At 30.2% G+C, this 12,847-nt stretch carries 20 protein-coding genes; all 20 read right to left on the bottom strand.

Going from position 1 to position 12,847, the window contains the following annotated elements; translation table 11 throughout:
* Positions 1-13: 13 nt before the first annotated feature.
* Positions 14-607 (bottom strand): hypothetical protein, encoded by a 594-nt coding sequence (locus tag BLS77_RS03425; protein WP_089965879.1) that lies wholly within the window; start codon positions 605-607, stop codon positions 14-16.
* Positions 608-982 carry a hypothetical protein gene (locus BLS77_RS03420; protein WP_242873922.1) on the bottom strand — a complete coding sequence of 125 codons (375 nt, stop codon included), beginning with the start codon at positions 980-982 and terminating at the stop codon, positions 608-610.
* Positions 946-1,320, bottom strand: coding sequence for a hypothetical protein (locus tag BLS77_RS03415; RefSeq protein ID WP_089965875.1), 375 nt, complete (start codon positions 1,318-1,320; stop codon positions 946-948). The genes BLS77_RS03420 and BLS77_RS03415 overlap by 37 nt, the downstream gene beginning before the upstream one ends.
* Positions 1,317-1,679 carry a hypothetical protein gene (locus BLS77_RS03410; protein WP_089965873.1) on the bottom strand — a complete coding sequence of 121 codons (363 nt, stop codon included), beginning with the start codon at positions 1,677-1,679 and terminating at the stop codon, positions 1,317-1,319. The genes BLS77_RS03415 and BLS77_RS03410 overlap by 4 nt, the downstream gene beginning before the upstream one ends.
* Positions 1,676-1,984, bottom strand: coding sequence for a hypothetical protein (locus tag BLS77_RS03405; RefSeq protein ID WP_089965871.1), 309 nt, complete (start codon positions 1,982-1,984; stop codon positions 1,676-1,678). The genes BLS77_RS03410 and BLS77_RS03405 overlap by 4 nt, the downstream gene beginning before the upstream one ends.
* A gap of 2 nt (positions 1,985-1,986) precedes the next feature.
* Entirely contained in the window at positions 1,987-2,169 is a 183-nt protein-coding gene (locus BLS77_RS03400; protein WP_089965869.1) for a DUF7210 family protein, read from the bottom strand.
* A 57-nt stretch (positions 2,170-2,226) separates the two neighbouring features.
* Positions 2,227-3,255 (bottom strand): major capsid protein, encoded by a 1,029-nt coding sequence (locus tag BLS77_RS03395; protein WP_089965867.1) that lies wholly within the window; start codon positions 3,253-3,255, stop codon positions 2,227-2,229.
* Between the two features lie 21 nt (positions 3,256-3,276).
* Complete coding sequence (locus tag BLS77_RS03390; protein WP_089965865.1) at positions 3,277-3,615, bottom strand: hypothetical protein; 339 nt, start codon at positions 3,613-3,615, stop codon at positions 3,277-3,279.
* A 12-nt stretch (positions 3,616-3,627) separates the two neighbouring features.
* Positions 3,628-4,245: a phage scaffolding protein gene (locus BLS77_RS03385; protein ID WP_089965863.1), complete on the bottom strand. Its 618-nt coding sequence runs from the start codon at positions 4,243-4,245 to the stop codon at positions 3,628-3,630.
* Between the two features lie 46 nt (positions 4,246-4,291).
* Entirely contained in the window at positions 4,292-4,591 is a 300-nt protein-coding gene (locus BLS77_RS03380) for a hypothetical protein (protein ID WP_089965861.1), read from the bottom strand.
* Positions 4,592-4,641: 50 nt separating this feature from the next.
* Entirely contained in the window at positions 4,642-4,890 is a 249-nt protein-coding gene (locus BLS77_RS03375) for an LSm family protein (protein ID WP_089965859.1), read from the bottom strand.
* A 13-nt stretch (positions 4,891-4,903) separates the two neighbouring features.
* Positions 4,904-6,256 (bottom strand): polymorphic toxin type 50 domain-containing protein, encoded by a 1,353-nt coding sequence (locus BLS77_RS03370; RefSeq protein WP_175490752.1) that lies wholly within the window; start codon positions 6,254-6,256, stop codon positions 4,904-4,906.
* Positions 6,256-7,752, bottom strand: a complete 1,497-nt coding sequence (locus BLS77_RS03365; protein WP_089965857.1) for a phage portal protein — start codon at positions 7,750-7,752, stop codon at positions 6,256-6,258. The genes BLS77_RS03370 and BLS77_RS03365 overlap by 1 nt, the downstream gene beginning before the upstream one ends.
* Positions 7,752-9,107, bottom strand: coding sequence for a PBSX family phage terminase large subunit (locus tag BLS77_RS03360; protein ID WP_089965855.1), 1,356 nt, complete (start codon positions 9,105-9,107; stop codon positions 7,752-7,754). Before BLS77_RS03360 ends, BLS77_RS03365 begins: the two co-directional genes overlap by 1 nt.
* Positions 9,091-10,035 (bottom strand): terminase small subunit, encoded by a 945-nt coding sequence (locus BLS77_RS03355; RefSeq protein ID WP_089965853.1) that lies wholly within the window; start codon positions 10,033-10,035, stop codon positions 9,091-9,093. The genes BLS77_RS03360 and BLS77_RS03355 overlap by 17 nt, the downstream gene beginning before the upstream one ends.
* Before the next feature lie 141 nt (positions 10,036-10,176).
* The gene (locus BLS77_RS03350; protein ID WP_089965851.1) at positions 10,177-10,863 is read right to left on the bottom strand and encodes a BRO family protein; all 687 of its coding nucleotides are present in this window, start codon (positions 10,861-10,863) and stop codon (positions 10,177-10,179) included.
* A gap of 67 nt (positions 10,864-10,930) precedes the next feature.
* On the bottom strand, positions 10,931-11,149 hold the full coding sequence (locus BLS77_RS03345; RefSeq protein WP_089965849.1) for a hypothetical protein: 219 nt from the start codon (positions 11,147-11,149) through the stop codon (positions 10,931-10,933).
* Positions 11,150-11,454: 305 nt separating this feature from the next.
* On the bottom strand, positions 11,455-12,006 hold the full coding sequence (locus tag BLS77_RS03340) for a hypothetical protein (protein WP_089965847.1): 552 nt from the start codon (positions 12,004-12,006) through the stop codon (positions 11,455-11,457).
* 154 nt (positions 12,007-12,160) lie between these two features.
* Positions 12,161-12,571 carry a single-stranded DNA-binding protein gene (locus BLS77_RS03335; RefSeq protein WP_089965846.1) on the bottom strand — a complete coding sequence of 137 codons (411 nt, stop codon included), beginning with the start codon at positions 12,569-12,571 and terminating at the stop codon, positions 12,161-12,163.
* Between the two features lie 6 nt (positions 12,572-12,577).
* Positions 12,578-12,844 carry a hypothetical protein gene (locus BLS77_RS03330; RefSeq protein WP_089965844.1) on the bottom strand — a complete coding sequence of 89 codons (267 nt, stop codon included), beginning with the start codon at positions 12,842-12,844 and terminating at the stop codon, positions 12,578-12,580.
* Positions 12,845-12,847 lie beyond the last annotated feature (3 nt).

Here is a 12,847-nt window from a genome sequence, read left to right as displayed (position 1 = left end):
TTTTAAGCTCTCCTTATGCTGGCAATGTATCTACATAGTCAAAACTATATGCCGATTTCTTCAACTTAGTATTTTCAGTCGCTGTAATTTCAAATTCTGGTGCAAAGAAATCTTTCTTAAAATCTAATTTAATTGGCTTTCCTTTACACTTCCAGAAAGAAAATTTAACATAGTTAACAACTGCTTCACCTTCATAATTTTCAACATAAGCAGTAAGCCTAAATGATTTTTTATTTTTCGAACCTTCAGCCATAGTAGGTGCGTCATAACCAACTATTTTTAATTTATCTGTTGCATCAAATCTTATAGTACCACCTTGTATTATTGGTAGTGCTGCAACAGGAAATTTAACCGATGTTAATTTCAGCTTCATAGATTCTAACAAATCCTCTTCTTTTGTTTGTGCTAATATTCTTGTAGCATCCCTTAATACTTGCTTCTTACCTTCATTTATTTCAGGATCAAGACCTATCTCACTATCACAGCTCAATATAAACTTTTGGCCTGCCACCTTAATATCGCCTGTTAATATATCCAATTCCTCTATTTCAACCCTTTTTACATTATAAAGAATATCTCCATCTAATTGAGCATAACTTGTTTCCATCTACATTACCTCCTTAGGTATTTTATATTTTATTCTTCTAAAATAAGCTTTCTTTTCATCATCTATTAACTCTGGAGTAATATCACCTGTTGGTTCTAAATTCTTTCTAAGAGCCGGCTGGATAATCTTTAGCATATCATCTAACAAAGTTATATCTGATAAAGGAACATATAAAAAAACATGAACAAACTGCCAACCACATTGACTGTTATTCATGCTCTGCATTTGATTATCAAATTTTAGAACTATATAAGACTCTGTACATTCTCCTTGGTGTTCACCTATTGCATAACAAGGATATAAAGAATCTATTAAATCAAATATTTCTTTTCTTGCCATTATATCACCTTCGCTGATTCTACTATCTTTTTCCACCCTTTCATAAACTGAGGCGTAAACTCCTGTATAGCTTTTTCAAGGATTGCGTATTTACTCTCATTGCAAAGTTCTAAATACACTCCATAATCTACCTGGTGACTAAGTGCCACCATTAATGTATTTGAATTAGTCCATTTAACAGTAGATTTAAGAAATATTCTTGCATGAGCTGTCCTATCAGTCCAAACAATATTTTCTTTAGCCCACTTTTCCATTTCTGTTGCAATATTTTGAGCATCCATTGCTAATGCGGCTTTAAGTCTCGGTGTAAATTCCTTTAATCTTTTCATAGCTTCATCTAGTCCATGCATTTCCATTTTACAACCATCACTCATTTAATCACCTCTAAGTCAGCATTATAAACATCTTTTATAACCATTCCAGGATAAGTTACTCTGTATTTAGGACCATTAACTTCAAAAAAATCCCCTTCTTTTATTTCTATACCATCTACTACTGCTAGCATAGAAATTCCTCTAGTCCTTTTAAAGCTACCAGCTTCTTTTGTAGTTTCAGAAATTAAATTGTGTTTACTATCATCTAAAAATACATCTAATTCCCCAACTACCGCTGGTTTTTCTGAGCCCCCTCTCATACCATTACTTATTTTTTCATTTCTCATAAGCTTAATATGAATAGGTTTAATATTTATTGCCTTTTTTACTTGTTGTTTAATTCTTATTTCATTTATCATTGTCCATCAGCTCTTTTCATAGAGGTTTTATATCCAACTCCATTATTAATACTTGATAAACTTCTTTCATATTCTGCTTTATATTGATCAGCCATTCCTATCCAATATTCTCTATTACTTGCAGTTTTAATTGGACCCACATTAATACCGTCATCAGCAGTAGCTTTCAATGTACACCCCTTAAAGCTTGCTTTTAATACATTGTTATCATTAGTTTCTAGTAGCATTTGCAGTTCCTCTTCATTAAAATAAGGATACTGTCTTTCTTGAAGATTAAATTTTAATAACGCTATAGGTGCTGTCATAACTATTCACCTTCTCTAGGTACTTCCATCGCTTCAACATAACCTTTTTCAACCAGTTCTTTTTTATCTTCTTCTCTTACATCAAATTCCTCACCAGGCTTATGATTTTCTGTATCATATTTTAAATAAACCAAAGCCTTAACTTTTGTTAAAATTTCTTCTTCTTTTTTATCAGCTATTGCCATATAAATCAATTCCTTTCATATTTAAATTAAAAAGAGAAGGTATTAAATCCTCTCATATTATCCTACTACAGCAAAAAAACACTCATCTGCTCTTTCAAAACTTGGCATCCCTAATTGAGATACCTTTGTTTGAACTGTTACTGGATCCTCTTTCTTCATTGTCATAACAGCTATTCCAATTCTAACTACTTCACAGTTTGTTCCTGCTCCAAACATCTTATCTGCTTCTTCAGGTGTTGTTCCATAATAAGTTTTACCAAGGTTTCCATCTGGTAATAAAGTAACTTTATTATCTTGGAAATAAGGAGCTTCTGTTCCATCTTCTAGTTTGTATGATCCACTTACTATAGCTACAGATAAACCAACCTTATTCTTTAGGTAGCTCTTTATCATTTCATCAGTCATTATTACTCTTCCATCTTTATCTATATCAAGCTTAATAGCTTTATTAAGTCCAATATATCCAAATGTTTTAGAAGACAATACCATTCTAGTAGGAACTGAGTAACCTTCGTCTCTTAGTGCTCTCTTCCATCTTTCAATGTCACCTATAATATCAGCTGTTGAATCACTCCACTTAGCTGTTCCTACAAGTACTTCCTTATGGTTAGCAGGTACTCCAAAATCAAATACAACATCACCATCTTCTGAAACTATATTGATAGTACCATCAGTTACAAGTTGCATTCTCATTCTTTCCATTTGCATATCGCCGCCATCTACAAGCGCCAAGTAGTTATCGTATATTTTTGATACTATCATATCAATAATAGATTTATTTTGTGCTTGCATAGCTAATAATAGTTGTTGTCTATCTGCTTCATTGATAAGTACAGATTCTTTAAAGAATGGCATTTGTTTAGTAATCTCATCAACTTGTGCCTTTAATGCTCTAATTTTAACAGCAACATCAAAAGTACTTTGTTTAAGTACTACTGGTTTTTGTTTAGCTCCTTTAATATATTTTAACTCCATACCTAATTGCTTAGTTCTTGGGAATAAGCTTTCACCTATTAGCATTTGTGGTGGTAACTCCCTGATGTATGTTGCTATTTCCTTAACGTTTATAATATCTCTCCAATCCATAGTCCCTTTTCCTCCTCTTTATTATAGAAATTTAATCATGTTTAATGCTGCTTTAGCTTCTGCTGTTACTACCTCTGGCAATACTGAAGCTTTTATAAATCCAAATATAGTTACTGGAATATTCTCAGTTCCGTTTGATAACGTAAAGTCCACATCTCTATAGACTACACCAAATGCAGTAGCATCATTAGCTTTTCTACCATCCTTATTAACAATAGTTCCAGCTTTTAATATTCTTTTACCTTCTGCCTCTGCAACATCTGTCTTTTTAACCTTTACTAAAGTATTTTGAAATAGATCCCCTGCAAATTGCAGTATAGTTTTATTTTCACCCATGTAACTTTGTTTAGTTTCTATCATTTATTTTTCCTCCTACTTAAAAAAATTATTTTGTGAATCTGTTGCCTTTACGGCTTCTGTCTTCTCTTTAGCAAGCCTTGAACCTAACCCGCCTTCTTGTCCATCTTTTCCAAATGAACCTGCTACACCACCTCCTAAACTGCCTGTTCCTCCTGGAGTTTCCTCAGCAAATAAATAAGAATCAGATTCTTTTAATGCTTTCATCTGATCTTCTAATCCTAAGAAGTTTTCTCCATCAAGTTTTACTTTTTCCATGTCTAAAAGTGCTTTAATAGCTTTCGGATTCTTAGTTTTATAACCCCCTAAAGCCTTTTCGAACTTACTATCAAATCCAATCTGAGTTAATCTTGCTTCATAATCTTCACTTGCCTTTTGATTTGCATTTTTAAGAGTTTCTATCTCTGCACTAAGCTCTCCGTTATCCTTAACCTTGCCTTGTAAATCTAATAGATCTTTATCTCTCTTTGCTATATCCTTCTTGTATTGCTTAATTGTTTCATTAGCAGTATCTAGTCCCTTTTTTTCTACATAATTTGTACTATCTACTAAATCAATATCTTTATATTTCTTTTTTAAATCCTCTGGAACTTGATCGTATGATGCTCCTAATATTTCTTTTAAATTTGGCATAATTCTTACTCCTCCTTAATTTTAAGCAAAATAAAAAGACATATCTCTATGCCTTACCATTTATCCTATTCATTTCCTTATGAAGTTCTTTTTGAATATTATCTATTTTTTCATCTTGTAATATAGATTCAATATCATTTGTAATTGCAAACTTCTTTTTTATTTCAAATTGCATGGTTCTTTTTAAACTTCTACATTTAGTGTTCATAATACATACACTATATTTATTATTGCAATTAGGGCAATGATAATAAATTTCTGTAATCATTGCTCCTAAATATTTCTCTCGTAGCTTATCCTGTGTCATTTCGAATTCTTTTGTACAATCATTACATATTGTCTTCATATTTCCCTCCAAAATAAAAACACCTACTATTTTTACTTAGTAAGTGTTTGTTATATTTCTTCAATTATCACATTTTGATTTTCATATATGGCATATAATATTTTCCCATCTATATATGGTTGCAAATTATATTTAGGAACTTTTCCATTAATTATTACCTTGGTTATTTCTAATGATAAACTATTATATTCTTCTTCAAAATCGTCCCCTATCATATAGTCAGTTCCTAAAGCTTCAAACTCTCTACCATCAGTCAACTTAACCCTTATTTTTTTATCTTGATATTTACTTAAATTCATAATCCACACCCCTTTATGGCTTACTTGGTACTATATGTGTACCTTGCTTCTGCTTTTTATTAGAATAATTATAATGAATCATAAAATTAGAAGTATCGGAAGATTCGCCCTCACTATCTTTACATACACCTATTATCTTATCATTCTCTATAATTCTTTCTTTATTCTTCCATTCTCCATCAATGATAATCGGAATTCCTATTCCAGAGTATTCATTAATTAATTCTTGCGCTTCATCAATAGATATAGTTAAAAGGCTTCTGCCTTCAATATATTGATTAGTCCCTCTAATATGTTTATTTTGTGCCTGGACATTTATATCTAGTGGATATTTGCCCTTTTTAATATTTTCTTTAATAGATTCTTCTGTATCTATTATACCACTATTTTCCTCTTTTGATTCAAATAATTTATTACTAATTTTCGACTCATTTTTATCTATTCCAAATTCTTCACCATAATCATTTAACCATTTATCTAGTTTAGGATTATCTTCACCATTTACCCAATCTATAAGTTCATCTCTAGCTTTATCTGTATCCATAACCTCTTGAGTTAAATAGCATAAGCAGTTTGGATGTTGAATTGGTGTTTCCTTTACTTTAAATACTCTACCTGCATATTCATCACATATATCTATTTTTCCATGCATTCTTGTACTATGACTAGGACTTAAATTCCACTTAAGGCCTTCACAGAATGGATTCATTTTTGAACCTTGGATATATGTCTCAGTATTAGCATGAGTTAATGAGGTTCTAGCAAGCCGTTGTGCCTGGTATGCTATATTCTTACTCATTCCACTTTCAAGTGTCTTAGGAATCACTCTGCTCTTTGGGTTAATATAACTATCTAATTCATTAGCAAGATCCTTAGCATTTGTTCCTTTAGCTATATTAATTTTTATTAGTCTATCTATATCCTTAGAATTTTTAGATGTTATATCCCATAATCTTTTATCTAATGTTTTACCATCACTATAATAATTAGTTCCTATCAATTGTTTGGTTATTCTATCCGGTAATAAAGCAAACATTTTATTGAATTTACTATTTATATCTTGAGTTGGAGCTATTATATTAAAATACTCAGCTTGAGTTGTACTTACTATTTGTGAACTCGCTAGCATGCCATCTGTAATAGACTTACTTAAATTAGTTCTAAGCTCTAATGTATATCTATAAATAGATATATTTAGTTCACTTAGATACCGCTGTGTAAGTCCACCTGATTTAGCTTTAGATAACTTCCTAGATATTTGTTTACTAGCCTCTTCATAAATATTTAGAAGTTCTTCCTCTTGTTGCTGCATAAGCTTTGAAAAATCTTTTCTACCTTTTAAAATTCTCTTTTGGTATTCATTCACTATGAATCACCACCGGTATCTTTACCTTTATTTAGTTCACTATCTATACCTTTTTGGAACTGATCCTGTTCTGCTGAATTAATAGTTGTTATATCTTCTATAACCTCATTAAATTGTTCTTCATAATTTTCATCGTCAGTAAAGTCCTTAATATAGCTTCTATGGCTTCTGACATTATTCTGAACTTCCTCTATGGCTGATTTCTTTTTACTATCTATATCTTCTGGAATAGGATAATTCTTATTTATAACAATTGAATGATTTAAATTACTCCACTCTTTTTTCCAATCTGAGTAACATTTGAACTTTCCACATGCTTCAACTATTAATCTAAGCATAGATCTTATAGGTGGTTCCCAATCATTCCACTTTTCATCACTCCGACCTACTAATTCTATATATAAATATCCTAACGCCTTTCCACTTGGAACATTTGCTATTTGTTCTGGTCTAGGTATGCTTAATTTTTCATACATAGAATTTTCTAATCTAGTTAAATACTTGTCTACAGGCTCAGAATTTGAGAAAGAACTCTCTAATCTGATTGCTTGTGCCTTTTTCCCCTCATCATCTATACTAACTAATGCTATAACACTATTCGGGGCTATCTTAGCACTATTAACTCCCTCTTTTTCCGCATCTATAAATACAGTTTGACCAAACATTAAGAATCTTAAAGAATCATTAAAATCACTTAATCTCCTATTGTAACTATCTTGGAGTGGCTTCATATCTTTTATATCTGTTACTCCAAAAGGATTAGTTATACTCTGTTCATTAGTAATAATCCAACATGGTATTTTGCTAAGTCCAGTATCCTTATCCTCTATATCTATAGGAATATCAAGCTCATTTGCTTTGAATGTTTCTTTCTTTAAATAGCAGCTTAATTCCTCGCTACCCTCTTCATTACCCATATAATAAGTGTACCTATACCATAATTGTTCTGTCTCTTCTTTATTAGCTGTAGCAGCATCTTGTCTTATTAAAGTCACAGATTTAAGTTTGGTTATATCATTTATATCCATCACATAGTTAAAGTCATTTATGTCATGGTAATAAATCCTTATAGGCTGTCCTGGATTAGCTTCTATTCTTAACATAACTCTCTTAGTTACCGTAGCTAGTCTAAATGCCTTAAGTGTATTACTCCAGAACTTACTGGCATTAAGTATAGCATCTACATATTGTCTTAATTCTTCACACGTTTCTTTATCATTATTATCAAAAGGTTTGAATAGAATATCAGGCTCTTTACCAAACATAAACCTTGCTTGTTTATTAATAAGTGGCTTGATTTTGTTATCTATTATTTGGCTTGGCATATAATCTAAATCATCTAATGTTATCCAACTCTGGCCAAGTAGTGCATTATCTGAAATAGAGGCTTCTTTATTTTCTGTTTCTCCTAGATAGAAGAAATAATCTTTTCTAGCTTTTTCTCTTTCCTTCTTTTCTTTATCACTTAGTTTAAGCAATGTTTCTTTTATAGTCATTAGAACACTGAACCTCCTTTCTTATAAGATACCGGTTGTTTACCACTAAGTCCCATACCTTTCTTGTAAATCTCCTCGTCATATACAACATTGATTCCTTTGAATAATATTGTATTTACAAAATATCTTACAGCATCCATACAATGATCATTTTCCTTTATGGGTTTGTCTTCACCTCTTATAACTGCTTTTTCATCCCAAATATAAGAGAAAAACTCTCTGAAACAATTCACACAACAATCGTTAAAAATTATTAATGATTTTGTTAGAGCTGTTCCAACATTTCTTATACCATCTAACACATCATTATTAGCTTTTTTAACATTATATTTACCTTTCTTTTTAATGGTAGCAATAAATGATGCAGCTGATGGATCTATTATTATAGCCTTAGGAATTATATCTCCTAAAAACTTCTCTAAATCTTCATAATACTCCTCATCAGTCTTTTGCTTATTCTCTTCTCTTCCACTATAGCAATATTCTTTAACTGCATACCATATGCCTTTATACTTACCCCATAATATAAATACAGTAGCATTTTGAGTTCCATAATCACAGCTAACATAGTATTCAGTGTATTTTCTATCTATAGTAGGTTTCTTGTGTACATCCTCATTAAACATATCAAAAATAATACCCTCTGCCATTACCCAAAGTCCTAATATATATCTTTTAAAGAAAACTCCTGAATACATTTTTCTATATCTTTCTTTTACTCTCTCAGATAAACTTAAATTATCTTCCATCGTAAAATGTAAGTACAAAATATTTTTTTCTTTTCTTTTATCAATCCATTCAAGCTTAAACCAATGATAAGGTCCATCCGGATTACAGTTAAACCAAAACTTAGAACCATCTACAGAACATCTACCAGTGGCTTGATTTACAAATGATTGAGGCATCAATGCCACTTCATCAAAGAAACAACCAGCTAAAGTTATACCTTGTATTAAATCTTGTGACCTTTCATCTTTACCACCAAATATATAAAAGTAATTAGATACTTTTCCTCTAGTAATAATTATAAGATTATCTGACCTTAGATCTTCTACTTTATATCCTCTTGACTTAAGCATTAGCTTTAACCAAAAGAGCACATTCCGTCTAAAACTTCCTATTGTTTTCCCACACATACCAAAGTTTTGGAACTCAAATGTTTCCATTGCCCAAATAACATACGAAAGTGACATTGATAAAGTCTTACCACTTCTTATACTTCCATCTGCTATTATTCCATCTTTTTCTTTTACAGGTGACGTTGGCATCCACCAAGTTAATACTTGAAGTTGCTTATTAGAAAACTTACTGAACTTAAATACTGCTTTCTTTATCTTATTAACTATCTTCTTCATTAGCCCACACCTCAGTTACTTTGTTTCCTAGTGCTGCTATAAATCCATCATCTTCAACTTCTTCTTCATCATCACTATTAATAATTTGTTTTAACTTAGCAATCTCCATCTCAGTTTTTTCATTTTGAAGTTTCTTGTATTCTAAATCTAGCTTAGTCTTTTCTTCATCGTTTAATAAATTAACATGTTTAGTTAAGAAATCCATAGCTTTCATTTTATCTAGTAATTTAAATTTAACTCCATCTTTTCCTTCAGATACTTCACTTATTAAAGTAGTATCTATCATAGAGCTTTCTTTTAAGTCAATATAATTAAATTCAACTTCTTTTTGTTCTAATGTTTCTGGGTCAATTACTGGTATGTTGTTACCTTTATCATCCCTGGCCCATACTCTCTTAGTTTTCTTCCCAAAAGTAATATACTCACCTATATCTGAAAATGCTATATCTATATATTTCTGCAATAAACTTCTTTTAATAAATTCCTTATTAAATTCTTTTGATATCAATAAATCAATTTGTTCTTTTATCTTAGTATTTCTAAGTGCTTTATTTCCATTTACCATAGCAGTCTCATAAGTACAAGTATATGCTTTCAGATAAGCCTTAGTTGCATTTAAACACTTAGCATATATAACGCAAAAAAGCTTTTGCTTATCATTAAGCTCTGTATTATCTAACACCTCTTTAACTTCATCTGAAATAGTAACTTTTTTCTTTTTAGTAACGTTCCCTTTCTTCTTATTCTCTTTTTCAATTGGTAACGTACCTTTTAGTTCCTGTTCCCATTTATCCTGTGACTTCCACTTTCTTATTTGAGTATCTAATACCCCTAACTCTTTAGCTATATCTAATAACTTAATATTACCTTTAGCTTTTAAGTATATTTCTCTAGCTTTCTCCCTTGCGGGACTTCTTGCTCTTGCCATCACCTCACCTCTTACTTTCTTTGTATTATCTTTAGTATCCTATAGTGTAATATCCATTCTTTGTAGACTTTATTTTTTCACCTTTAGATCTTAGTAACTTTGCTTCTAACTTACTTATCTTTCTCATATTTTTTACCTCACTTATATTATTTCAATTAATTTCTTTATTTCTTTGTACGCTTCTTTATAATTTGTTTCTTTATCTATAAGTTTAGGCAACTTCATAGCCATTACTCTTTCAAGTGCCATTATATCCATTAATGTTTTTTGATCTAAATCTTCTCTATTAGTTCCTTTAGGTATTCCTAATTTATCATTTACCAATTTAGTAAAATGCATATAATACATATTCGGTTTATTACTACCTTGATTTATAGCATAATGAACAAATTCTTGAACCTCATCTGTAAACTCTTTTCTTGTAGTTTTACTATCTTTTCTTGCTCCAAACCATTGCTCATATTTTTCTGTAGCTATATAGTATCCATGTATTCTTATTTGTTTCAATACTTTAGATACCCATTTAGTAAATAATTTAGCCTCTGGCTTATTGCTTCTAAATGAAATTTGATATACAGCCTCCTCAGTTAAAAACATTTCTCCAAAATTGTTTAACAGTTCTTTAAAATTTCGGCTGTATGTTTTATGGACACCTGAAATATCTTGTTCTTTGAATTTCATTTTAAATTCACTATCGATATTTGGTAAAACATTTCTTATATTTATTACTCCAAGTTCCTCTCCAATATCATTAGCACTAAACCAAATTTCATTGCCATCATTGCTCCATATCATCCTGATGTTCTTTTCTTGTAATAACTTAATCATACTACTACCACCTTTTATATATAAAAAAGACACCTAACATAAATTAGATGCCTTAATATTTCTTATTCTATTTTTGTTGGATTGCTCCATTTTTTCTCTTATAACTTCTAGCCTTCATTATTTCTTTTAGGCTATCACTTCTCTTTTCTTTATTTAATTCTTTATTACAGCAATAAGGACACACTACATACTTTCCTATATGTTTATGGTCTTCTAAATCCTCTGTTACTAATACAAATTCTTTTTTACACCTTTTACATTGATAGCTTGTATATATTTCTTGCATGCCCTCACCTCACTTAATAAAAAAGACACCTATTTACCCCAAACTTATCTTGGTGTAATAGATGTCTTTTCTTTATATTCTTTTAACAATATTATTATCTCATACTTTTTCGCTTATTTTGTCCGATATTTGTCCGATATTTGTCCAGTTTTTTTCTTTATTCACTACATTTTCACAAACATAAAAATATGTCATTATTCAGAGGTAATAATGAGATATTTTATCTGCTATTTATTTTTATTCAGTAATAATATCCTAAGATTATAAACATTTACTATTCTATTATCTCTCATATAAAATGTTCACTATTTATAATCTCTTATTATTTCTACTCTTTTTCCCTCATTAATGTATTTTTTTTCCATTAATATATCAAGTGTAAAATCCTGTATTGCCATTGTTTCAAGGTCTGTAAAAATTCTTGCTATTTTTATAGTTTCAACGTGAATTTCATTTTTCATTTTTTTTGATATACTTATATTATCACGAAATTCTAGAAAAGAAATTGCAATTGTCAACATGCATACATTTGTACCTACTCTGTCAACACTTGGTTCAATCATAAATAGAATTAATTGCCCCAAACAAGCAATACCCACCAGCGAATACATTAGGGCTTTCCATAAACAATTATAACATTCTGTCCATCTATCTTTCAATTTACGCTCTTCAATTAAATCATCCATTAATTCGTTTACTGTTTCATATCTTGATCTCATAATTTTTTTTATTCCATTTTCACAAAACCAACTTATTATTTGCCCCTGAAATAGGCTAAATCCAAATATAAACACATATACTAATATAAAATAGTTTGCTAAAACCATTTCTTTAATCTTATCTAAAAAATTATTCATACGTCCCTCCAACATTTTTAGTAATTTATGAATATTTTTACTTCTCATTATCTAACCATTATAAATTAATTATAACATATTTTTTAAATATCACATTATTCAATTTTCAAAGAAGATAATTTATTATCTATTTCATATTTTCTCCAAACTATCTCTAAAAAGGCATATCTCCATCATCTACAGGAGTCATATCCTCTTCAAAGTTAGTTCCACCAAAGTCATTTTGGTTACTGTTAGGTTTATCTGATTGGTTTTCCTTATTGCCCCCAATAAAATCAAATGATTCTATAACTACATCTGTTGTATATCTCTTTGTTCCGTCTTTAGCATCATAGCTCCCGGTTCTTATATTGCCTACAATTGCTATTGGTTTGCCCTTAATAAAATATTGTCCTACTATTTCTCCAGTCTTCCCAAATGCTATGCAATTAATAAAATCTGTTTCCTCTTTTTTATATTGTCTATTTACAGCTATACTGAATTTACATACTGCTGTTCCACTGTTAGCTGCAAAGTTTAACTCTGGATCTCTTGTTAGCCTTCCAATAAGCATTACTTTGTTCATAATCTATCAGTCCTTTCTTTTACTATTTTCAACTATAGTTGTTAGATCTTTGCCTTTCTTATTCAAGAACAATACATATGCTTCTAATATTTTAATAGGTATTCCAGGCATGAACACAACTTCATCAACTCCTATTTCGGTATAAAGTTCAATTAATTCTATAAGGTTTTCATACGCTTTTTCGAAAGTAGAATATCTTTCATAAACATGATAAGCTATCGTACTATTAAAGTTTTTATCCTCATTTTTGTAATAAAATCTTATTTCATACATCAA

Source organism: Clostridium gasigenes (genome assembly GCF_900104115.1).
Classification (GTDB): Bacteria; Bacillota; Clostridia; order Clostridiales; family Clostridiaceae; genus Clostridium; species Clostridium gasigenes.
Note: the sequence above shows the minus strand (reverse complement) of the source record. Positions and strands in the feature narration are given on the sequence as shown.

What these genes read in the sequence shown, in the direction of transcription:
- BLS77_RS03350 (WP_089965851.1), bottom strand. Translation starts at nt 10,863, where the DNA reads ATGATTAAGTTATTACAAGAAAAGAACATCAGGATGATATGGAGCAAT.
- BLS77_RS03365 (WP_089965857.1), bottom strand. Translation starts at nt 7,752, where the DNA reads ATGACTATAAAAGAAACATTGCTTAAACTAAGTGATAAAGAAAAGAAG.
- BLS77_RS03410 (WP_089965873.1), bottom strand. Translation starts at nt 1,679, where the DNA reads ATGATAAATGAAATAAGAATTAAACAACAAGTAAAAAAGGCAATAAAT.
- BLS77_RS03395 (WP_089965867.1), bottom strand. Translation starts at nt 3,255, where the DNA reads ATGGATTGGAGAGATATTATAAACGTTAAGGAAATAGCAACATACATC.
- BLS77_RS03425 (WP_089965879.1), bottom strand. Translation starts at nt 607, where the DNA reads ATGGAAACAAGTTATGCTCAATTAGATGGAGATATTCTTTATAATGTA.
- BLS77_RS03330 (WP_089965844.1), bottom strand. Translation starts at nt 12,844, where the DNA reads ATGTATGAAATAAGATTTTATTACAAAAATGAGGATAAAAACTTTAAT.
- BLS77_RS03390 (WP_089965865.1), bottom strand. Translation starts at nt 3,615, where the DNA reads ATGATAGAAACTAAACAAAGTTACATGGGTGAAAATAAAACTATACTG.
- BLS77_RS03355 (WP_089965853.1), bottom strand. Translation starts at nt 10,035, where the DNA reads ATGGCAAGAGCAAGAAGTCCCGCAAGGGAGAAAGCTAGAGAAATATAC.
- BLS77_RS03385 (WP_089965863.1), bottom strand. Translation starts at nt 4,245, where the DNA reads ATGCCAAATTTAAAAGAAATATTAGGAGCATCATACGATCAAGTTCCA.
- BLS77_RS03360 (WP_089965855.1), bottom strand. Translation starts at nt 9,107, where the DNA reads ATGAAGAAGATAGTTAATAAGATAAAGAAAGCAGTATTTAAGTTCAGT.
- BLS77_RS03340 (WP_089965847.1), bottom strand. Translation starts at nt 12,006, where the DNA reads ATGAATAATTTTTTAGATAAGATTAAAGAAATGGTTTTAGCAAACTAT.
- BLS77_RS03345 (WP_089965849.1), bottom strand. Translation starts at nt 11,149, where the DNA reads ATGCAAGAAATATATACAAGCTATCAATGTAAAAGGTGTAAAAAAGAA.
- BLS77_RS03405 (WP_089965871.1), bottom strand. Translation starts at nt 1,984, where the DNA reads ATGACAGCACCTATAGCGTTATTAAAATTTAATCTTCAAGAAAGACAG.
- BLS77_RS03400 (WP_089965869.1), bottom strand. Translation starts at nt 2,169, where the DNA reads ATGGCAATAGCTGATAAAAAAGAAGAAGAAATTTTAACAAAAGTTAAG.
- BLS77_RS03335 (WP_089965846.1), bottom strand. Translation starts at nt 12,571, where the DNA reads ATGAACAAAGTAATGCTTATTGGAAGGCTAACAAGAGATCCAGAGTTA.
- BLS77_RS03380 (WP_089965861.1), bottom strand. Translation starts at nt 4,591, where the DNA reads ATGAAGACAATATGTAATGATTGTACAAAAGAATTCGAAATGACACAG.
- BLS77_RS03375 (WP_089965859.1), bottom strand. Translation starts at nt 4,890, where the DNA reads ATGAATTTAAGTAAATATCAAGATAAAAAAATAAGGGTTAAGTTGACT.
- BLS77_RS03415 (WP_089965875.1), bottom strand. Translation starts at nt 1,320, where the DNA reads ATGAGTGATGGTTGTAAAATGGAAATGCATGGACTAGATGAAGCTATG.